Below are 21860 nucleotides of genomic sequence, written 5' to 3' on the forward strand. Positions count from 1 at the left end.
CACGCCCCTCCAACCCCCAATGGTCCAGTACACTGAACCCTTACCCCTCTCCTCCCGCCAAAGTCGCCCTGATCACCGGCATCACCGGTCAGGACGGTTCGTATCTCGCTGAATGGCTGCTAGAAAAGGGTTACGTCGTCCATGGGCTGGTACGCCGGACCAGCAACACCGTGCGCTCCCGGCTCGACGCGTTGTTTCGCAACAAAGATATTTACGAGCGCACGCTGTTCTTGCACTACGGCGACCTTGACGACATCACCACGATTCGCCGGATACTGGTAAAAACGGAGCCGGACGAAATCTACCACTTGGCGGGGCAAAGCCATGTGGGACTGAGTTTCGAGATTCCAGAATCGACGTGCCAGTTCACCGCGATGGGCACACTTCGATTGTTAGAGATGATCCGCGATCTCGATAAGCAACCGAAACTGTTGCACATCAGCAGCAGCGAAATCTTCGGACGACCAGAGAGCTCACCGCAAAACGAATTGACGCCCATGCGGCCGGTAACGCCCTACGGCGTCGCCAAAGCGTTTGCAACGCAAATGGTGCAAGTCTATCGCCGGTCGTTCGATTGCTTCGCGTGCAATGCGATTTGCTACAACCACGAGTCGCCCCGTCGCGGCGAATCCTTCGTCACCCGCAAAATCACGCGTGCCGCTGCGGCGATTTCGCTGGGCCGACAATCAGAGCTTCGGCTGGGCAATCTCGATGCCCGAAGAGACTGGGGCGATGCCCAAAACTACGTCACGGCGATGTGGATGATGCTCCAACAAGACACCCCCGACGACTATGTACTCGCGACCGGCCGCACGCACTCGGTCGCCGACTTCCTTCAATTCGCGTTTGAACACGTGGGATTGGATTGGCGAGAGTTCGTTGTGGCTGACTCTAAGTTCATCCGCCCGACCGATGTCGCGGACTTGTGTGGGGACCCCTCCAAAGCCATCGACACGCTCGGCTGGCAGCCACCAAGCAGCTGTCAAGAACTTGCTCAGAGAATGGTTGACCACGATCGGAGCAAGTTATTATCAGTCAGCGACTAGCGTTTCGAAGCCTGCGATGTGCCTGCTTCCTGGCATCAGGGAGCGTCCTGGCTCGAGGTCGGATCGCCCCGCGTTAGCCATCCGCCAGACGGGTGGGCATTCGATTCAGCAAAATTTCGTGAACGATCGTTGCAAAACGCGATGAGCTCCGCCAGTCTCCATTCCTGAACTTTAATAATTATGCCTTTCCATAAAATCTTCGTCGCTGGGCATCGGGGCATGGTGGGTAGTGCCATCCTGCGTCAACTCGCCGCCGCCGAGGCAACAGCGAATTGGCCCGCAGCTGAAATCGTGACTCGCTCCCGTGAGGAACTCGATCTCTGCGACCAAGCCGCGGTGGACGCCTTTTTCGCGTCAGCAAAGCCCGACTGTGTCCTGTTCGCCGCAGCGAGGGTAGGAGGGATCCATGCGAATGCAACGTACCCGGCCGAGTTCAGCTACGAGAACACCGTCATGGCGGTCAATGCCATCCACGCCGCCTACCGCCATGGCGTCCAACGGTTCCTATTCTTGGGAAGCACCTGCATCTACCCTCGAAATGCCCCCCAGCCGATGGCAGAGTCCTGCCTCCTTTCGAGTCCACTTGAGCCGACGAACGAAGCCTACGCGCTCGCGAAAATCATGGGACTGAAATTGTGCCAATATTATCGCCAGCAATATGGAGTATTGTTTCATTCCGCCATGCCCACAAATTTGTATGGACCAGGTGACAATTACCACCCCGAAAACTCACACGTCATTCCCGGTATGATTCGCCGTATCGATGCCGCCAAACGCGAAGACGCCGAAGTGGTCACGGTATGGGGATCCGGTACTCCGCGGCGGGAATTCCTACATGTCGATGACCTCGCCCGTGCGATCTTGCATCTCATCGATTTGCCCAACCCGCCCGATTGGGTCAACGTCGGCAGCGGTACCGATCTAACGATCGCCGAATTGGCAACGAAAATCGCTGGCGTGGTGGGCTACGAAGGTCGCATCAAACAGGATTTATCGAAACCCGATGGCACCCCCGTCAAACGCACCGATACCACCCTCATCAATTCCACAGGCTGGTTTCCCACCATCGATCTCGACGAAGGCCTGCAAGCCACCTATCAATCGTTCCTAGCATCTCACAGCCTGAACGCTGAACACTGACCCTTTTTGCTTCCTTTTCTGAACTTTTATCATGTCTTCCAAAGTTGCGTTAATCACTGGCATCACGGGTCAAGATGGCTCCTACCTCGCTGAACTATTACTTGAGAAGGGATACACCGTGCACGGTGTCGTGCGCCGCTCAAGCACTTTCAATACCGACCGTATCGACCATATCTACCGCGACCCACATGACGCCGGTGCGAGGATGTTTTTGCATTACGGTGATCTCACCGACGGCCAGAATCTGACCAATCTGGTGCTCGATGTGCAACCTGATGAGATCTACAATCTCGGTGCCCAGTCGCACGTGCGGGTCTCCTTCGATGCTCCCGCTTACACGGTCCAGACTACCGGCGTGGGTGCGTTGAACGTCCTCGAAGCTGCCCGGCAACTCAATAAAACCAAGCCGACCCGCGTGTACCAAGCTAGCAGCAGCGAGATGTTCGGCGAGGTCGTGGAGACGCCACAATCCGAGACAACCCCCTTCAGCCCGCAAAGCCCCTACGCGTGTGCCAAGGTATACGCGTTCCACCAAACCGTGAACTACCGCAAGTCGTACGATCTGTTCGCCAGTAACGGGATCCTGTTCAATCACGAGTCGCCACGCCGCGGCGAAACATTCGTGACTCGCAAAATCACACGTGCCGCCACGCGAATCAAACTGGGCCTGCAAGACAAATTGTTTCTCGGCAACCTCGATGCCAAGCGAGACTGGGGATATGCGAAGGATTACGTCGACGGCATGTGGCGGATGCTGCAGCACGATGAACCTGACGACTTCGTCCTGGCGACCGGCGAAACCCAAACCATCCGCACCTTCCTCGACTACGCCTTCGAATCGCTTGACTTGGATTGGCAGAAACACGTCGAAATCGATCCACGCTATTTCCGCCCTGCAGAGGTCGACCTGCTGCTTGGTGATTACTCCAAAGCCAAAGCTAAATTGGGCTGGGAACCGACGACGAGTTGCCGCCAGCTCGCCGAGTTGATGATTCAAAGCGATATGGACTTAGCCAAACAAGAGGCAGGCAACGTATGATCGAAACCATCAAGCATCTCGACCAAACAATTGGGATCATCATTCGATCGAACTTTCATAAGGAAGGCATCGAGTTCTTCACACCGGACATGTTTTCTCAGCAACTCGGCTACATGAATCGACCGGCTGGCTACACCATCGAACCCCACGTGCACAATCCAGTTGAGCGAGCAGTCGTCTGGACGCAAGAGGTATTGTTTATCAAGTCCGGTAAAGTCCGTGTCGACTTCTTCACGGATGGCCGCCACTACCTCGAAAGCCGCGTGATTATCACAGGTGACGTGATTCTGTTGGCAGCAGGCGGACATGGGTTCGAAATGCTCGAGCCCACTGAGATGATCGAGGTCAAACAGGGCCCCTATTGTGGCGATCAAGACAAAACACGATTCGAACCTATTGCAGCAAACAAGATCAAACTCAATGGCTGAACCTTTCGATAATTACAGTCGCTACTACGACCTGCTCTATCAAGACAAGGACTACCGGGGCGAATCAGACTACGTCCGAGATTTGCTCCACCGATTTCACCCAGCAGTCAATTCGATTCTGGAACTGGGATCGGGAACCGGACGCCACGCGGAATTGTTTGCCGCCAGCGGCCTGCAGGTAACCGGCGTGGAATTAAGCACTCGGATGTTCGAGATCGCGAGTGATCGCGCCCAGGGAGTCGCCTCAACCAACTCGACAGCGGGATTCTCCATTCATCAGGGCGATGCGAGAAACTTTCGCATTGACCAGCGTTTCGATGCGGTCATTTCTCTGTTCCATGTCGCCAGCTACCAAGTCAGCAATGCGGACATCCTGAATTTGTTCCAGACCGCCAGCCACCATTTACAGGCCGGTGGCTGCTTTGTGTTCGACGTCTGGTACGGGCCCGCTGTCCTGGCCCAACAGCCCGCCGTGCGCGTGAAGCGTCTCGAAGATAACACCATTCGTGTTCTGCGGATTGCCGAGCCCACGGTTGACACGCAAGCCAATCGCGTTGACGTCCACTACACAATGATTATCAGTGACAAAACCTCCGGCGAAGTTGAGCAGTTTACCGAGCGTCATCCCATGCGGTATTACTTTTCGCCTGAACTCCACCTGATCGCTGAACAGGCAGGATTGGAATTGGTCCACAGCGAAGAATGGATGACCGCCAACAAGCCATCGCCAGACACTTGGGGTGTAACCTACGTCGCTCGCAAGCACTCATCAAAAGGTCGCTCATGATTCCCGTCAATACGCCGCTACTCGACGGCAACGAGCGCGAGTATTTGCTCGAATGCATCGACAGTGGATGGATCAGCAATGAGGGGCCATTCGTGGCCCGGTTCGAACAAGCCTTCGCCGAGACCGTAGGACGCAAGCACGGTGTTGCCTGCGCGAATGGTTCGGGAGCTCTCGACATCGCCGTGGCCGCCGCGGGTATCGGGCCAGGCGATGAAGTCATCATGCCGACCTTCACGATCATCTCGCCTGCAGCTTCCGTCGTTAGGGCGGGAGGAGTTCCCGTCCTCGTCGACAGCGACCCGGTGACCTGGAACATGAACTTGGGTCAGATCGAGGCCAAGATTAGCCCCCGCACCAAAGCAATTCTCGTGGTGCATCTGTACGGGCTACCTGTCGACATGGACCCGTTGCTGGAAATCGCCGAGCGACATGGCCTCATCGTGATCGAGGATGCTGCTGAGATGCATGGTCAAACCTATCGCGGACAGCCATGTGGAAGTTTCGGCCTGATGAGCACGTTCAGTTTCTATCCAAACAAGCATATTACCTGTGGCGAAGGTGGTATGGTCGTGACGGATGACGACGACGTCGCCGAGCACTGCCGCCGGTTGCGAAACCTGTGTTTTCAACCTGGACGACGGTTCGTGCACGAGGAACTCGGCTGGAACTACCGGATGACCAACATGCAAGCGGCAATCGGATTGGCGCAGCTGGAGAGACTGGACGCCCACGTCCAACGCAAACGAGCAATGGGCACCGCCTACCAAACCGCGTTGAGTGATACCGCCAATATCCAATTGCCCCTGGCCACGACCGATTACGCAGAGAATATCTACTGGGTATTCGGGATCGTGCTTGGCACAAATATCGATCAGGATGCGGCAGGCATCATGCAACAATTGGCTAACCAAGCCATCGGCACGCGTCCCTTCTTCTGGCCGATTCACGAACAGCCCGTGTTTCTAAACCAGAACCTGTTCACGAATGAATCCTACCCGGTTGCCGAGACCCTCGCCCGGCGAGGTTTCTATCTCCCCAGCGGATTGGGGCTGTCGACAGACGATCTCAGCGAGGTTGTCACCGCCTTGCGTGGCTGCCTCCCCGCAACACGATAGCCAAGCCCCCACCGGCGTGAGCTGGTAAAATCGGCCTGACCGCCTCTCCGGGCAGTGCCACCATCACCATCATTATTCTTGCATCTCGCCGAACCCACGAGAGCGGGATCATGTGGGCTAACGCAGACCCCCTCTATGTCCTGAAAATCATCGGGCGACAATCGCAGGCGGAACAATCCCATCAACGTGAAAAACCCCTAGATTTGACCTAGCATGAGCATACCTTGATGGGCTACCCATGAATTTGCCTGCCAAACCTTACCGATAGGGTATCCTTTCGGGGTGAAGCAGGTTCTTCCAACGCTTTTCGGCGTTCGTCTAGAGCCGACCAATGTGGGGTGCGAAATTCAGCAACGAATGTCACCCAAGTGGACGAAGTCTGCTCCCATCGAAGCCAAGCTCCATGCCGCCAAGCCGCATTCTTAAGATCTGACCAAACGCTCTACGCGATTGCTCACAGAGTCTTGTTCACCAGTGGTCTCGTGTTGATGGGCCATAACCACCACATCACACTGGTCGCCAATCGCCCTGCACAGAACTTGGGTGGCGTCACCAAGAACAAGCAAGCCCGTTACGGAGTACCTCTCAAGCAAATGCGAAGAGGGATTCGTGAGTCAGCTCCGTGGAAACTTGGTAATAGATTGTAGTGGCGTGCGATCTTCCTGATGAACACAAGCGCACACGTCTCGATGAAACCTGAAAACCGTGGCAACTGACAGCACACCAACCGAAACCCCGCAAGTCTCAAGCGATTCGGCTTTTGATGACGACGACTGGGATCTCATTATCGAACCTCACTCTTCTCTGCTATCACTGCAGTTAGGCGAAGTTTGGCGGTACCGAGATCTTCTGTACCTGTTCACGCGTCGTGACATCGTTTCCTTCTACAAGCAAACGATCCTCGGTCCGATCTGGTTCTTCATCCAGCCCATTTTCACGACACTCGTTTACGTCTTGGTATTTGGCAAGATTGCTGGCCTTTCCACTGATGGCCTGCCACAAATACTGTTCTACCTGTGTGGCATCACATTCTGGAATTACTTTTCTGAATGCTTTAATAAGACCGCCACGGTTTTTAAAGACAACGCCCCACTGTTTGGCAAAGTTTACTTCCCGAGGATTATTTCGCCTCTTTCGATCGTGATCTCCAATCTGCTGCGTTTCGCAATCCAATTCTCACTATTCTTGGTAATTTTCGTTTGGTACTGGGCGAAGGGCGAAATACATCCAAATTCGATGGTAATGCTATTTCCGATCATTGTCTTCACGATGGCGGCGATGGGACTTGGCTTTGGAATGCTGTTTTCAGCAATGACGACGAAATACCGCGACATGGTGTTCCTGCTGACCTTCGGTGTGCAGTTATTGATGTACGCCACCCCTGTGATCTACCCGTTCTCTCAGATGCCCGAAAGCGTCGCAAAGTATCTCGCTTGGAATCCACTCGCTCCGCTCTTCGAGGCCACACGCTACGGGTTCCTTGGTGCAGGTAATTTTACGTCTCTTGGCATCATCTACTCCGTCATCTTTGCGGTCGTGCTGTTTTTGTTCTCCACGGTCATCTTTAACCGCGTCGAACGTACTTTCATGGACACGGTCTAGCTGCACATCGCCACGTTGATGTTCGAGACAGGTACATCGCCGTTCCAATCAGTCGCCTTGGAACGAGCCAAGGCTCTTGAGAAGCAGACAGACAAAGAATAATGTTAGTTCACTTCAGGGAAACTGGCCTTCTATGAACTCCATACTCGTCACCGGATCTTCGGGACTGATTGGATCAGAAGTCTGCATGCATTTCGCCACCCGCGGATGGAAGATTCATGGAGTTGACAATAATCAACGAGCGGTCTTCTTCGGACCCAGCGGAGACACGCGGTGGAATCAACAGCGGCTTACCCAAGCAATTGACAAATTTGAGCACCATGAACTCGACATTCGCGATCGCCAACACGTTCTCGAACTGCTAAAAAAAATCAAGCCTGACGCGATCGTCCACACCGCCGCCCAGCCAAGCCATGATCGGGCAGCTGCGATCCCCTTCGACGACTTTGATACCAACGCCGTGGGCACATTGAATCTACTCGAAGCGGTTCGGCAAGCCTGCCCAGAATCGCCGTTTGTGCACATGTCAACCAACAAAGTCTATGGTGATCGGCCCAACACGATTGCTTTAAAGGAACTTGAAACTCGCTGGGACTTCGACGATGCGGATTACGAACAAGGTATTCCTGAGACGTTCTCAATCGACCAATCGAAGCACTCGCTTTTTGGCGCATCGAAGGTCGCCGCAGATGTCATGGTCCAAGAATACGGCCGGTACTTCGACATCCCCACCTGCTGTCTGCGAGGCGGCTGCTTGACCGGCCCCAACCACAGCGGCGTTGAGCTGCATGGCTTCTTGAGTTACCTAGTGAAGTGCAACCTCGAAGGTCGCCAGTACAACGTCTTCGGATACAAAGGCAAGCAAGTTCGCGACAATATCCACAGCGAAGATGTTGCTCGCTTCATTGCCGCGTTCATCGACTCGCCTCGCGTTGCTGAGGTCTATAATATCGGTGGTGGTAAGGCCAACAGCTGCTCGATTCTGGAAGCTTTTGAAATCACTCGATCGATCACCGGGCGAGAAATGAATCACACCTACGTTGATGAAAACCGCATTGGTGACCACATATGCTACTACAGCGACCTGTCCAAGATGCGGGCGAATTACCCAGGGTGGGATATACGGATCTCACTCGAAGACACCATCCGCCAGATTATCGAGGCAAACCTTGCAATCACAGATAGTTGAAGACGGCTCCACACTTCCTTAGGTGGCTACAGACAACTCCATGTGCCCCCTCACTCGCTGGCAATACGTTTTTCCTGTCGACGCTTCTTGCAACCACCCTCCCCACTGAAAAACAATGGCCATCGCCATCCGCATTGAAAACGTCTCGAAGCAATACCGCCTTGGTGAAGTCGGTACGGGTACGCTTTCTCATGACCTCCACCGAGCGTGGGCCAAAATTCGTGGAAAGCCCGACCCATTTGCCAAAGTGGGTCAAATCAACGACCGGACGCAGAAGCTTTCAGTCGGCATCGCTCAGTCGGCAAACTCACCCAACTGCCTACTGAAATCCGAAAACGCAGTAGACGCCGATTACACCTGGGCGTTGAAAGACGTCTCATTCGATGTTCAGCAAGGCGAGGTTCTCGGGATTATCGGTCGCAACGGAGCTGGAAAAAGCACACTGCTGAAGCTACTCTCACGAGTCACCGCTCCCACAACCGGCAGTATCAAGGCCAAAGGCCGCATCTCCAGCTTGCTAGAAGTCGGCACCGGGTTTCATCCCGAACTGACAGGTCGCGAAAACATCTATCTCAATGGTGCGATCCTTGGCATGCATCGACACGAGATTTCCAATCAACTTGACGCGATCGTCGACTTCAGCGGCTGCGCCAAATACATCGACACACCGGTGAAACGATACAGCAGTGGAATGATGGTGCGACTGGGCTTTGCCGTGGCTGCACACCTAGAATGCGAGACTTTGGTGGTGGATGAAGTACTTGCGGTTGGAGATGCCGAATTCCAAAAGAAGTGCATCGGCAAGATGAAACAAGTCGCCAGCCAACTGGGACGAACTGTGATGTTCGTCAGCCACAATATGGGATCGGTAATGAGTCTGTGCACTCGTGCCTGTGTTTTGATCAATGGAGGAGCCGAGCCTCCCACGGCAACGGAGGTTGCAATTAGACAATATCTGAACCTCAATGAGCACTCGTCAGGTTCAGAAACGAGTGCCCACTTTTTGCTCACCCCGTCCAGTCCTTTTCAATTCCACTCAATAGCCATGTGCAATAGCGATGGCCAGCAGATAACGAAGTGTAGCATAAACGATTCCGTCCGGATCGATCTTACATATGAATGTCGACAGTTGATTCCTGGTCTCGAAATTGCTGTCGCACTGTTCAATAGCTACGGTACGCGTCTGTTTACGACTGAGAGATCACAACACTTCACGCAACAGATATCTCTCGGAATGTGTAGCGAGTCCGTAGTAATTCCAGCGGACACCTTCGTTGCCGGTGAATACTCAGTAACCGTTGCGGCATTTCTTCCAAATAGTCAAATATTTCAGAGTTTAAAGGATGTCGTTCGATTCTCTGCATTTGACGACGGTTTTCATTTCAGCAGGTACGCGGGAGCGGACATTGGAGTCGTTCAGGTAGCATGTGGATGGTCAACAAAACCACCAGAATGAAAGCTAGGTTCCTATGAAATCCCATAAAAGCCCTCTTGGAGACGAAGATGTCCGTTGTCTTCAGGAAATTGATACCCAAGAGATCATCCGGAGGTGGCGAGATGACTACAATATCGACATCTCGAACGAACCAATCGCAAGTGAACCTCACATTCATTTGATGCGCGGCCAAACCTCAATGCTGCGATTTTTTGCACCAGCGGATATAGCGGGCAGCGACGACTTCTACTCAAGCTTTCACGCCTATAAGCTCGAACACTGGGGCGACGAATACTATAACCAGCCGCGTTGGGAGCACCACGAACTGCTATCACGCCTCTCGGGACACCCTAGAATCCTTGAGGTAGGGTGCGGCTCAGGAGCATTCCTCAATGCTTGCCGCCGACGCAATCTTGACGCGATGGGCGTGGAGCTGAACAAGGCCTCGGTCACCCATGCAAAGCAGAGTGGCCTGGATGTGTTTCATGGGACTATCTCTGAATTTGCCTCAGCGTGCGCTCCTGAGTCATTCGACGTTGTTTGCGCGTTCCAGGTCCTTGAGCACATCTCAGACCCACTTGCCTTCTTAACCGATGCGATCAGCAAGCTCAAGCTTGGGGGAATTCTCGTCATTGCAGTTCCCAACAGTGACAGCTTTCTTGGCCAGCAAGACAATCTTTTGGATATCCCTCCCCACCACATGCTTCAGTGGTCAGAAGCATCGATCCGATTTCTGACCACGCTCCTTCCCGTCAACGTCTCTCGCATTCGCCGCGAACCACTCTCCTTGTTACACCGATCAGGTTTTGAGGCTGTGCAGAACAGTAAAATTGACCGACAATTCCCCCAGACCCCACGTAGGATCCGCAGTGTAGCAAAGCGTTGTGTCAAGTTAGCAACGCGCACGCCCTTCCGACGACTACTTACAGGTCAGTGTATCTATGTAGAATTTCAAAAACACGCTGAATTGGCCGGTGATTGATACAATCAACTACAATGCGGAGACGTGCCTTGATAGCGGGTGGCACTATCTGGATGTAGGTCTCCTCTGATTCAACCAGTAAAAGGGCGCGGCGAATATTTTCTGAACATGTGCTCAGCAGGCAATCAATTGTCTCGAGGATGTAATGGCCGGTGTTTGGCTGATACTTCTGCGAGAAACACCCGCGCTCTCCGCAGTGACATGTGCGGGCAAGTAGCGCTCCGGACGGCGTCACACGACGATGCCACCGGGCCCGAGCAAAGATCCATTCGCAGCCGACGCGTTCTTTAAGGATCAGATGGATATTGGAGCGATCCAAACAGCAACGTTGGCTGCGCGCAGCGTCCCTACCGCGGTGCAATCCAGATGCTCCCCGTGTCCTGGCGAATCTAACCCATTTATTTATGAGTGTGACTACCTTGAAATGCCTGAATCTAGGATGTGGCAATCACTTTCATTCCGATTGGCAGAATGTCGATTTCTGCCCTGCAGACCCGTCGATACAGGTCCATGACCTTCGCTATGACTTGCCTTTTCCAGACACGACATTCGATGTTGTCTACCACTCACATGTCATGGAACACTTCACTCCCTCGGAGGGACGTCGGTTCATTGGAGAGTGTTTCCGAGTCCTTCGAACATCTGGTACCTTACGAGTCGTTGTCCCCGATCTGGAACTACTGGCTACTCGATATCTCCAAACATTGAGTGCCGCCGACATCGGGAACGATGCATCCTTGATTGAACATCAGTGGTCCATTATTCAGCTAGTTGATCAGTGCACGAGGGAAACGAGTGGTGGGGAGATGGTCAAGTTCTTAAGGGATGTCCCCATCGAGAACCTGAAGACCTTTTCAGCGACAAGTAGCACTGCGATGGAACACCTTCGCTGCCGTCAGGCGAGTGCAAATAAAAGATCAGCGTCGAGCACGCCGACAATCACAGCTCGATTGCGCCGAATAGCGTCGTTGGTCCGCCGCCTGCCAAAAGCCATGCCACGTAAACATAACAGCGAGGTTGGAAACTTCCGCATGTCCGGAGAACCGCACAAGTGGATGTATGACCGAATATCGCTAAAGGCTGTACTAAAAGATGTCGGCTTTTCTGAAATACGTGTCGTTCACCATCTGGAAAGTGCGATCGCGCGCTGGGAAGAATTTCAGTTAGATACCAATTCTGACGGCAGTATATACAAGCCTGATTCGCTAATTGTCGAGTGCACCAAACCAGCGACCACGTGAATATTGACTTGAAAATTGTACACTTATCGACCTATGAGAAGCTGGGCGGCGCATCCCTTGCTGCAAATCGGATTCACAGAGGTCTGATTGAAATCGGAGTTGAATCGCACCTACTCTGCTTGGATGGACCTGCCAATGCAGACGGCATCATTCGGGCAGGTCACAAGAAGAAACGGTCGATTTTCAAGCGTGTTTTTTCACCGAACTGGGAATTCGCAATCCGTCAATTTGCGATTGACGATGTCGGCATAGAGATTTTTTCTGACATTGAGGCACAGCCTCGTAATCTCTGGCGTCAGATCCCTCCAGATACCGATATCGTCCAACTAAACTGGATCTCCCGTCTTATCGATTGGGAGGATTTCTTTCAATGCATCCCTGACTTTCCGATCGTCTGGCGATTCGCCGATTTGAATCCGATGACGGGTGGCTGTCACTACCCCGATTCGTGCAAAGGTTTTATGACCGGATGCCATGCTTGCCCGCAGATAGGCGGTACGAAAGCTAAGCGGCGAATTGCTTCGAATTATCATTTGAAACAAAAGTGCATTGAACGCATTCCATCGGAACAGATGACTATTGTTGCACAAAGCCGTTGGATCGAATCTCTGATCGAGCAAAGTCCGATTTTCGAACGGTTCCCTCGCGTCTTCATTCCTAACGGGGTCGATAAACGCGTGTTCAGGCAGTTAGACAGCCTTTTTTGCCGCAATTTGCTCCGAATCCCTGACGCCGGTCCAGTCGCTTTGATTTTTGCAAGTCATGGGACAGCGAGAAGGAAAGGGATTTGGCAGGTGCTGGATAAGCTTGACCAGTTGCACAAGCTACCGTTTCACTTGTTGATCGTCGGTGAAACCACTCACAGGATTGGATCACGACCGGAGGTTACGGTGACTGACGGTCTTCCTCCCAGCGTTCTTCCGGTGGCGTACTCCGCAGCCGACCTGATGCTGTTTCCGTCACTACAAGACAATTGTCCCAACGCAGTGCTGGAATCACAGGCTTGCGGCACGCCAGTGTTGGCCTTTGATAACAGTGGCACCAAGGAACTTATTGAAGACGAGAGCAATGGGTGGTTAGTACGTAATCAAGATTTCGATGGTTTCGTGGAAAAGGCAATCGAGCTCGTTGAGAACGACAGGCGGCCGTCAGCCGAGGCGGTTCGAAAACAGGTTCGTGATTTCCATGATATGCTGAGTGAGTACGTGCTGGCATACAGAGAAGCAAAGTCTCGACACCAATGAACGCCTTACTTCAAGAGACTGCAGACGATCTGCTGACGCAACACAACAATGTAAAACTCTGCAATGTCAGCTTCCTTGAAAATCAAGGTTTTAAAGGACGCAGTCGTAAATCCTCAGCGGTGGTTCGAGGATGGTAGACTTTGGACGCATCTCACCTACGGCTTGAATGAGCAATGCGCGGCTGAAACAACACTGACGGCGAATGGGTCCATAGTCAGCCGAAGGAACATATCGATCTACCTCGATCACATTAATCCTCGACATTCCTCGTCAGGTCGCTTCGCAACGGAGCTTGCTGCCGATCCGCCCAGTGCATCGATACTACCACCGTTGGATTACAACGACAGAGCGAGACAGACGCCACCACCATGCCATGGTAGTACATCCCACTCATCATTAATATTTTTAAGCGCAGATCACTTTGCCGGAACGTATTCATCGATCAATACACACGGCGATACGCGTACGGTTGTGATAAGCCAAGCCGCGAACTAGTCACGCGATCGAGCGTGATCGAGATTCTCTGAGCATGAATCATGAAGCGTCTGGCTGGGTTCAGGGAGACACTAGGTTAGATGCGAAGAGTAATTATGGAGCCGAGCGTTCCGATGAACGCAACTTGACATCGAATTTCATGCAATGCCGGACTTCTCTTCTATGGTAGATGACCAGGGCGCCGCATCGCGTCACCGAATTGTTTTTGCCGAACGCACCCTTCCGCGATGCCATTGGACATTCAGCCGTGCCTGAGCAATGCATTCCTGGACAGCGGAGTATGCGTCGATCGAATGATCCGAGCAGTAACGTCCATTTTGATTTCTTCTTGTCTGAAATGTCGGTGTCTGACGCACACGGTGGTGGTATCACGTTACAGCGATTGCTGGGAGATAAACTCCGCAACATTGATCGATTTTTTCATTTGTCGCAATTCGGCAACGACTATCCACCTGCCCAAGCAGTTCAGGACCGAACTGTGGACCTTTGTTCATGGTTCGAACAGGCCTGGCTGAAGCGCATTGTAGGTTGCACCGCAGCAATGAAACTTTCTCAAGACCGGCGGATGACAACGGTTCACGCCAAGAGTGCAGCGAATAGGATCGACTCGATGCTGGCTTCGGGGCGACCGGCTCGAGCCATCGTCTGTCCGCAGGGACAGCGCAGCGTTGAGACCTTGGAGCATTTAAAGATCCAGCGTCCCGTCGAATACGTAAGCTGGGTAATGGACGACCATGTGGTCCGCCATACCAACGGCAGATGGGAGTATCCCTTGCACTTTCGTCCACTTTTCGAGAAGCACCTAAACGAAGCACGTGCAGTATTTGTAATCAGCTCCTCGATGGCAGAGTTCTACGAACGAGAATTCGGAATCAAGAATTCAATCGTGTTGATTCCGCCCGCTGAGCAACTTGCTCCACCGATGACGACGAGTATTCCTGGAACGACTCGCCTTGCGTATTTCGGAAATCTCTCATCGTGGGCGGCAGACGCACTGCTCGCGATCGCACCGTTCCTAATAGCGAATAAAATCAGCCTTGCCGTTTACAGCGCGGGTAGTCAACCAACGAAAACTTCGGCGTGGGAACCGATCGAGTTCATGGGACGAACTCCTCAAGACGAGCTATTGGAAACAATGCGGTCCTATGACGGGTTGGTACTGCCCATGAGTTTCCAGAATAGGGACAAGCACATGGTTGATTTGAATATTGCGACAAGATTAAGTCAGTACCTGGCATCGGGGAATCTTGTGCTAGCTGTCGGACCTGATTCAGCTGCGATGATTCGATACTTGCGGGAGCAGCAAGCAGCGATTGTCGTGACAGATGTCAATGCCACATCGATGCGAGAAGCATTTCACTCTGTAAAGAACTCACACCTGCGTAGTCGGATCGTATTGAGAGCCAACGACATCGTTAAGAACCAACTGAGCTTGGACACAGCTCGCAGGATCTGGTCGGAGACGATCGACGGCTCGTTCGGCTCACGGACAGATAGGAAGGAAGCACGGCATACGCTGTGACTGATACGCTTCCCAAGCTGTTGTATATCGGCGATGTTCCAGTAGAGAATTCCTACCATGGATCCGCGCTGCTATACAGACTGCTGGAGGACTACCCTGCAGGGCGATTGATGATTTACGAGTGTGGTCAGCATTCGGATCCGTCGCGACGCCTTGTCGCTGCGGAATATCGGCACAAAGCGTATCCATTGACGAGATTGCGAAACAGCCGGTTCAGTCGAATGCATGCCTCCTTCCTTGTTCGCTATATATCCTACCAGGCGGCCAAAACCACTCAAGCCATATCGCGATTTCAGCCCGACGCGATTCTAACGGTGGGGCACGGATATTCGTGGATGCTGGCTGATCAAGTCGCAAAGCGACTGAACATCCCACTCCATTTCATTGTCCACGATGACGTACCCGAGTTGATCCATTTACACGCCTCGGTAAAGCGATTGTATCAGCATCGATTTCGCAACGCATACCGAGATGCTAAATCCCGATTGTGCGTTTCCCCATACATGGTAGACGCCTACAAACAACGTTACGGCGCTGAGGGTGCGGTATTGTATCCCGGTCGCTCAAAGCAAGTCTCCGAGATTCCCTATCGAACGCCTTCAAATACCAAAAATAGTAAGCTTCGATTCGCGTATGCCGGGACGTTAAATTCAAGTGGTGCCGTCCAATGCTTAAATGAATTAGACAGTGCACTAACCTGCCACGGAGTTGATTCGGAAATCCAGCTGTACGGCCCATTTACAGAAGGCCAAGCACGAACCAGCGGATTCAGCTCCGATCGTGCTGTGTTTGGTGGACTGATACCAGCGCAAGAAATTGTGAATAGGCTTCAAGAGAGTGCGGATGTTTTATTCCTACCGCTCTCATTCTCTGGAAATGATCGCGCAAACATGAAAGTGCACTTCCCCAGCAAGATGACCGACTACACTGCGACGGGCTTACCAATTTTGGTGTACGGTCCGATAGATGCCTCGGGGATTATGTGGACACGCGATCGGATCGGCAGCACGCTGACGGCCACCCACCGCTCAGAACTTCCCGCAGCGCTGACCGCGCTGGAGTGTGTCGAGCAGCGCACCTTGCTCGGAAGGCGGGCATTTGAGATAGGACGCCAGGAGTTTGATCACGCGGTCTCATTTCGCGTGCTTCGGAGTTCCCTCGGGTGAGAGACCAAAATTGCCCCAGACTCAACAGCATTCGAGCGAGTTGTTGCAAAGTTCATTCCGCTCTCCCTGCTCGCATCCCGGTGAGCTGCCCCGGACTCGGGAGACTACGCGTTTGGAACTTCTCGCCATGCCAATCAGCTCAAATCCACCATTCACATTCGTTAGCTGGGTCGGAGATAATTCGCGGCACCACACCCACACCAGAGCGGACCGTCTAATGGAATTGGATGACTTACTCCGATGCAGCTAACATCGCCTCAGGATCCTACCTCAGAAACCGAAGCTGGCACTGCAACCGAAGAAGATGATACTCGACGTGTTAGCGTCATCGTGCCTACCATTGGACGACCTGAGTCCTTGCAGCAATTGCTTAGTTCACTTGCGTTCCAAACGCAACTTCCGACCGAAGTCCTCATCGCAGATGGAAGTCAGAGCACGCGGATACACGAAGTCGCCCACGATCCTCGCTGGGGAGACTTGGGCCTAACTGTTCACCACATTCAAGTCAGCCCACCCAACGCAGTTCGCCAAAGAAAGGCAGCTATCTCTCAAGCGACAGGAGAGTGTCTACTGCTACTTGATGATGATGTGGTGCTCGAACAAGACTGCATCGCTGAGATGATGAATGCCATGCTTAAGTCATCCAACACGGTAGCAGTCGTGGCCGATTTCAATAACCAGACGTGGGCAATGCCAACTCGCGCGTGGAAGACATACTTAAAGCTGTGCTGTGGCTTAAGCGAAGGAGAATGGCAGGGGCGTGTTATCGGCCCCTTGCTCCGATACGGTTATAACCCTACTCCCGCTGAACCGATGCCGATGGAGTGGCTTGGCGCTGGAATGAGCCTTGTCAAAGCGTCCGCATATCACGCCTCCGGTGGATTTTCCGATTTTTTTCTTCGCCGATGCACCATGAATGAAGATGTCGACCTTGGCCTTAAGCTCACCCGCCAGGGCGCAATCATATTCTGCCCAACCGCTCGGCTAGGGCACTTCCACGCACCAGGTGGACGGATGTCGGCACGGTATGCTGCAGAGGATGATCTCTACAACCGCTACCTGATCATGCGGCGCACCCAGATGCGATCTCCCGCGGGCGCTTTCGGTTTGGCCATGTTGTATTTCTCTGTCGAGACTGCCAGCAGTTTCGTAGGATGTATTCGACGAGTTAATTCAGACGGATTCTTCTCTCGAACGTGTGGACGGTTCTGTGCGCTCGCCAGAATCCTGTTCGGCTCGACAACAACTTAGGAAGAAACCCGCCAATGAAACGTTACTTTAAGATCCTGCGAAATCAGCAGAGCCCGATGCGGTTCGTGCTGGCCAGACTGCTGATGGCAACAGGACTGTGCCGTTGCCTAAAAATTAAACAAAGAGAATATTTGCTGCGGTTTCATCCAGCAAACCTTTCGTCTCAACTGTGGATTGACCCAGGCAGCCGAGAAGATTCGCTCAGATTCTTCGTCGACTATCTTAAACCGGGCGACTATGTTGTTGACGTTGGGGCGAACATTGGCGATACGGTGCTGACATCGTCTCGGTGTGTCGGACCCGAAGGTCACGTGATTGGCATCGAAGCTCACCCGCGTACTTTTGCATTCTTTACCGAGAACTTGCGACTGAACAGAATCACGAATGTGTCAGCTATCAATTCAGCTGTGGGCGCAGAACGAGGCGTACTCCGATTCTCAGACGATCGCCGCGATGATATGAATCGCGTTGGAATAGGCAGCCTCGAGGTTCCCGTGGATAGGCTGGACAACATAGCCAGCCGCCCACAACCAGTAGCGCTTCTGAAAATCGACGTTGAGGGCTACGAAAAGTACGTGGTGGAGGGCGCTCCAAAACTGCTTGAAAGAACTCAATGCGTTTTCTTTGAGGTGAGTTCCGTTCATTTCGCACGCTTTGGATACAAAACTGGCGAGTTGCTGGAGCAATTCACAACAGCTGGCTTCCACCTCTTCAAGCACGTTCACCAGAACGAATACGCGCCTATCTCCACCACATACGAAACCAAAACTTTCGAAAATTTGCTGGCGATTCGCGACGAAAGTAACTTCCGAGATCGCACATCCTGGATCAAGGTCCCGATAAGCAGTACAACGGATCACGACGTCAACCAGAGAACCTAAAGCCGGCTTCCGAGTCGCCCAGCACCACGATTTCAATCACTTGGCAATAAGATGAATCAGCCTGTTTGCTTTGTCCATATCCCCAAAACAGCGGGCACGACGTTCAACTTTATATTGTCTCGAGAGTATGCGAGTGGCGTTCGGATTGAAGTTCCTTCGAACGAACTGTCGCTTGTGCCCTCGTTTTTAGCCCGGACTCCAAAAGAGCAGATCTCGAAAGCAAGTCTAATTCGCGGACATTTCGGCTATGGCGTCCATCAACTAGTCGAAGGAGGCGTAAGATATCTAACGTTTCTACGAGACCCTGCAAACAGATTAAAGTCCTACATCTACCACATGCGTCACGAGGCCGAAGTGCATCACGACAAGGGTGGCTGGTGGTATGAATCTGCAAGAAAGAGAACTCCTCTGAAGGACTACGCGAGCGAATTTCAAGACAAGTGCATTGACAATGATCAGGTTCGTCGCGTGGCCGGCATTGACTTTGATTTCGGCAAGTGTAATCAGGCAATCCTCGATATCGCAAAATCCAATCTCGACAACAAGTTCACTGCTTTCGGCCTTCTCGAGAGATTTGACGAAAGCCTCATTGCCATGTCCCATGTTTTGCGATGGTCCAAGACACCAAGATACTACGTTGTGAAACGACGCAATCGACGGTTGGCGACTGAGCCACTCTCCAGTCAGGATATTGAGTGCATTGACCGGCTAACGATATATGACCAATTGCTCTACGATCATGCAAAGCTTCTTTTCGAAGAGTCCACGTCAACAATAAACCACCTGGCAGCAAAGACATTTGCACTCAAAACGCAAAACACACTGACCGCGCCTGGTTTGAAGATTGCGCACCAAACGTGGCGGCACTTTCGTTCGTCATGAGCGAGAATCTACGTCGCACTGAAATATTGAAACACAGACTATAAAGTGATGCATGTAGCGCCTGTATCTGCGATTGTGGCCGCCCACAAAAGGAAAGCGATGGTTCTTAAAACCATGCGATGCATCAGTGAGTGCAGTCCTCCACCAGACGAGATTATGGTGCATGTCGACGGCGGTGAGGAAGACACAGCGGAGGCAGTCAGGACTGAGTTCCCTCACGCCAAGGTAATCGTCAGCTCCGGCAATCTAGGCCCCGGGGGAGCACGCAACAAGATGGTCGAAACGGCAGCAAACGAGTACGTGGCAAGCTTCGATGACGACTCTTATCCTGTCGAGCGAGATTATTTTGCCAGAGTGATTGTACTCATGGAAACATTCCCAGATGTTTCCATTTTGAATGCCGCGGTGCATCATCGCGGGGAACACGCCAAACCTGACGAACAGCACGCTAGCTTGGTCTCTGACTTTTCGGGAGGAGCCTGTATCTACCGCCGATCCGCGTTTTTAACCACATCGGGCTATGTCCCGTTGGCGATGGCCTATGGCATGGAAGAAGTAGATTTGGCGCTGCGGATGCATGCGGATGGACATCGAATTATGCATACGCCTTGGCTGCGCGTGTTTCACGATACAGACCTAGGACGGCATGCAGATCCTGGAGTTACTGCCGCGAGCGTCGCGAACATTGCGCTACTAACGTTTCTACGCTACCCTGTTGTTTGCTGGCCGATCGGAGTCGGCCAGCTTCTCAAACGAGTTAAATGGCTGCTTCACAATGGACGACGCCGGGGAATTGTCAAAGGCCTACTCAACGTTCCATCACACTTGTATGGACACCGCGTTTATCGTTCGGCGCTACGTGCGACGAGCGTTCACTCATACCTCAAGTTGCGACGTACGCCCGTCAGAATGTCATGGGAGCCGACTACCGATCCCTCGATCTCTCACCGCCGTGCGGACTGAGCACACCGACGATCAAATTAATTCCCGCCTGCTCTAAAGTATGGAACTCTGAATTGCCAAATCTCAAACATTGGAAAGTCGCCTCCTAGCATGCACGCTCACTGGACTGTTTGCCAACTTGGCGCACGAGAGCATTACTCGGTCGCAGCGGCTCTGCACGCCAGTGGATGTCTCAACGGACTATTCACCGACGCATGGATTGCTCCTGAAACTGCCCGCCGGTTGAGTGGGCTATCTATGGGACGGCGGCTGGCGGATCGCTATTGCCATGATCTAGCATCAGCTGAAGTCGGTCATGCGAATTTCCAGTCTATTTTGTTTGAGTTGGGACTGCGACTGCAGCGTCGAGGCGGATGGGAGGCCATCATTGCGCGAAATGATTGGTTTCAGCGCAGAGCGATCAAGTGGCTGACAAGCCGTCCACAGATACGATTGGCTAGCGAGTCAGGACCTAGCGTGAAAAGCGAACGTCAGCCAATTCTGTTCGCGTATAGTTACGCTGCATTGTCGCTTTTCCGCTGGGCAAAATCCCAAGGTTGGATGACTGTCTTGGGCCAAATCGATGGTGGATTCCAGGACGAGCGACTCATCAGCCAACTAAGAGCTGAGCAAAATTTCGAGGACAACCCCTGGAGGCCAGCGCCTTCACAGTACTGGGACCAATGGCATGATGAATGCAAATTAGCAGATCGAGTCGTCGTGAATTCAAATTGGTCGCAATCGCTAGTAGCACAATCCGGAGTCGCCCCTCAGAAGCTTGCAGTGATTCCGCTTGCCTACTCACCTCCACCGGCGTCAACGGCCTTCGTACGCGACTTCGCTCCTCGCTTTTCTGCACGTCGCCCTCTCAAGGTTCTATTCTTGGGCCAAGTGACTGTCCGAAAAGGTATCTTGGAACTGTTGAAGGCAGCAGAGGAACTATTGCAGCAGCCCGTTGAGTTTTCAGTGGTTGGTTCTCATCCCCAACTGATCCCTGAGCAATGGAGCCGAATCCCCAATGTTAGGTTCATCGGACCAATCCCGCGAAGCGAAACGAACAAATGGTACCGTAATTCGGACATATTCCTGTTCCCTACGCACTCGGACGGTTTTGGCCTGACCCAGTTGGAAGCTCAAGCCTGGAAATTACCTGTTGTTGCGTCTAGATGCTGTGGTGATGTCATAGAAGACGGCATCAATGGACGACGATTGGATTTTAATTCATCTAACGCCATTGTCGAAGCTATCGAGGCGATTCTTGAGCAGCCTCACTTGCTGCGGCAATGGTCCGAGCAGTCGTGTCAAACCGATACCTATAGCACCAATCGGATGAGTCACGCCCTGAGCGAGCTGCTTTGATCATGCAATTCTGCATCCATGGTGTAACAAACGCCCGCAGAGGACTTGCACTCACCTTACTGGGCATTGCCGAACTGCTCGTGCAGGACACCCTGTATTCTTCGATCAATTCCC

The 21860-nt window shown here is 52.7% G+C and carries 19 protein-coding genes; all 19 read left to right on the forward strand.

Annotated elements, in window-relative coordinates:
• Nucleotides 1-32: 32 nt before the first annotated feature.
• The 19 genes from Poly21_RS19470 (at nucleotide 33) to Poly21_RS19560 (ending at nucleotide 21746) form a co-directional block, all read left to right on the forward strand.
• Nucleotides 33-1046 carry a GDP-mannose 4,6-dehydratase gene (locus Poly21_RS19470; RefSeq protein WP_146408849.1) on the forward strand — a complete coding sequence of 338 codons (1014 nt, stop codon included), beginning with the start codon at nucleotides 33-35 and terminating at the stop codon, nucleotides 1044-1046.
• 180 nt (nucleotides 1047-1226) lie between these two features.
• Nucleotides 1227-2186, forward strand: coding sequence for a GDP-L-fucose synthase family protein (locus Poly21_RS19475; RefSeq protein WP_146408493.1), 960 nt, complete (start codon nucleotides 1227-1229; stop codon nucleotides 2184-2186).
• A 31-nt stretch (nucleotides 2187-2217) separates the two neighbouring features.
• Nucleotides 2218-3225, forward strand: coding sequence for a GDP-mannose 4,6-dehydratase (gene gmd, locus Poly21_RS19480; RefSeq protein WP_146408494.1), 1008 nt, complete (start codon nucleotides 2218-2220; stop codon nucleotides 3223-3225).
• Nucleotides 3222-3653 (forward strand): cupin domain-containing protein, encoded by a 432-nt coding sequence (locus Poly21_RS19485; RefSeq protein WP_146408495.1) that lies wholly within the window; start codon nucleotides 3222-3224, stop codon nucleotides 3651-3653. Before gmd ends, Poly21_RS19485 begins: the two co-directional genes overlap by 4 nt.
• The gene (locus Poly21_RS19490) at nucleotides 3646-4440 is read left to right on the forward strand and encodes a class I SAM-dependent DNA methyltransferase (protein WP_146408496.1); all 795 of its coding nucleotides are present in this window, start codon (nucleotides 3646-3648) and stop codon (nucleotides 4438-4440) included. The genes Poly21_RS19485 and Poly21_RS19490 overlap by 8 nt, the downstream gene beginning before the upstream one ends.
• Nucleotides 4437-5555, forward strand: coding sequence for a DegT/DnrJ/EryC1/StrS family aminotransferase (locus Poly21_RS19495; protein WP_146408497.1), 1119 nt, complete (start codon nucleotides 4437-4439; stop codon nucleotides 5553-5555). Before Poly21_RS19490 ends, Poly21_RS19495 begins: the two co-directional genes overlap by 4 nt.
• A 705-nt stretch (nucleotides 5556-6260) precedes the next feature.
• Entirely contained in the window at nucleotides 6261-7157 is an 897-nt protein-coding gene (locus Poly21_RS19500) for an ABC transporter permease (protein ID WP_146408498.1), read from the forward strand.
• Nucleotides 7158-7290: 133 nt separating this feature from the next.
• A complete protein-coding gene (locus Poly21_RS19505; protein ID WP_146408499.1) occupies nucleotides 7291-8346 on the forward strand; it encodes an NAD-dependent epimerase/dehydratase family protein in 1056 nt (351 codons plus the stop codon).
• 115 nt (nucleotides 8347-8461) lie between these two features.
• On the forward strand, nucleotides 8462-9802 hold the full coding sequence (locus Poly21_RS19510; protein WP_146408500.1) for an ABC transporter ATP-binding protein: 1341 nt from the start codon (nucleotides 8462-8464) through the stop codon (nucleotides 9800-9802).
• 13 nt (nucleotides 9803-9815) lie between these two features.
• A complete protein-coding gene (locus tag Poly21_RS19515; RefSeq protein ID WP_146408501.1) occupies nucleotides 9816-10763 on the forward strand; it encodes a class I SAM-dependent methyltransferase in 948 nt (315 codons plus the stop codon).
• Nucleotides 10764-11167: 404 nt separating this feature from the next.
• Nucleotides 11168-12004 carry a class I SAM-dependent methyltransferase gene (locus tag Poly21_RS19520; RefSeq protein ID WP_146408502.1) on the forward strand — a complete coding sequence of 279 codons (837 nt, stop codon included), beginning with the start codon at nucleotides 11168-11170 and terminating at the stop codon, nucleotides 12002-12004.
• 8 nt (nucleotides 12005-12012) lie between these two features.
• The gene (locus tag Poly21_RS19525; protein WP_146408503.1) at nucleotides 12013-13248 is read left to right on the forward strand and encodes a glycosyltransferase; all 1236 of its coding nucleotides are present in this window, start codon (nucleotides 12013-12015) and stop codon (nucleotides 13246-13248) included.
• Between the two features lie 775 nt (nucleotides 13249-14023).
• Nucleotides 14024-15265 (forward strand): glycosyltransferase family protein, encoded by a 1242-nt coding sequence (locus Poly21_RS19530; protein WP_146408504.1) that lies wholly within the window; start codon nucleotides 14024-14026, stop codon nucleotides 15263-15265.
• On the forward strand, nucleotides 15262-16431 hold the full coding sequence (locus Poly21_RS19535) for a glycosyltransferase (RefSeq protein ID WP_146408505.1): 1170 nt from the start codon (nucleotides 15262-15264) through the stop codon (nucleotides 16429-16431). The genes Poly21_RS19530 and Poly21_RS19535 overlap by 4 nt, the downstream gene beginning before the upstream one ends.
• 240 nt (nucleotides 16432-16671) lie before the next feature.
• Nucleotides 16672-17682 carry a glycosyltransferase family 2 protein gene (locus Poly21_RS19540; protein ID WP_146408506.1) on the forward strand — a complete coding sequence of 337 codons (1011 nt, stop codon included), beginning with the start codon at nucleotides 16672-16674 and terminating at the stop codon, nucleotides 17680-17682.
• A gap of 56 nt (nucleotides 17683-17738) precedes the next feature.
• Nucleotides 17739-18563, forward strand: coding sequence for an FkbM family methyltransferase (locus tag Poly21_RS19545; protein WP_302119660.1), 825 nt, complete (start codon nucleotides 17739-17741; stop codon nucleotides 18561-18563).
• 51 nt (nucleotides 18564-18614) lie between these two features.
• A complete protein-coding gene (locus Poly21_RS19550) occupies nucleotides 18615-19445 on the forward strand; it encodes a sulfotransferase family 2 domain-containing protein (protein WP_146408508.1) in 831 nt (276 codons plus the stop codon).
• Between the two features lie 48 nt (nucleotides 19446-19493).
• Entirely contained in the window at nucleotides 19494-20408 is a 915-nt protein-coding gene (locus Poly21_RS19555) for a glycosyltransferase family 2 protein (protein WP_146408509.1), read from the forward strand.
• A gap of 90 nt (nucleotides 20409-20498) precedes the next feature.
• Entirely contained in the window at nucleotides 20499-21746 is a 1248-nt protein-coding gene (locus tag Poly21_RS19560) for a glycosyltransferase family 4 protein (protein WP_146408510.1), read from the forward strand.
• Nucleotides 21747-21860 lie beyond the last annotated feature (114 nt).

The sequence above is a fragment of the Allorhodopirellula heiligendammensis genome, assembly GCF_007860105.1.
In the GTDB taxonomy this organism is placed as follows: domain Bacteria; phylum Planctomycetota; class Planctomycetia; order Pirellulales; family Pirellulaceae; genus Rhodopirellula; species Rhodopirellula heiligendammensis.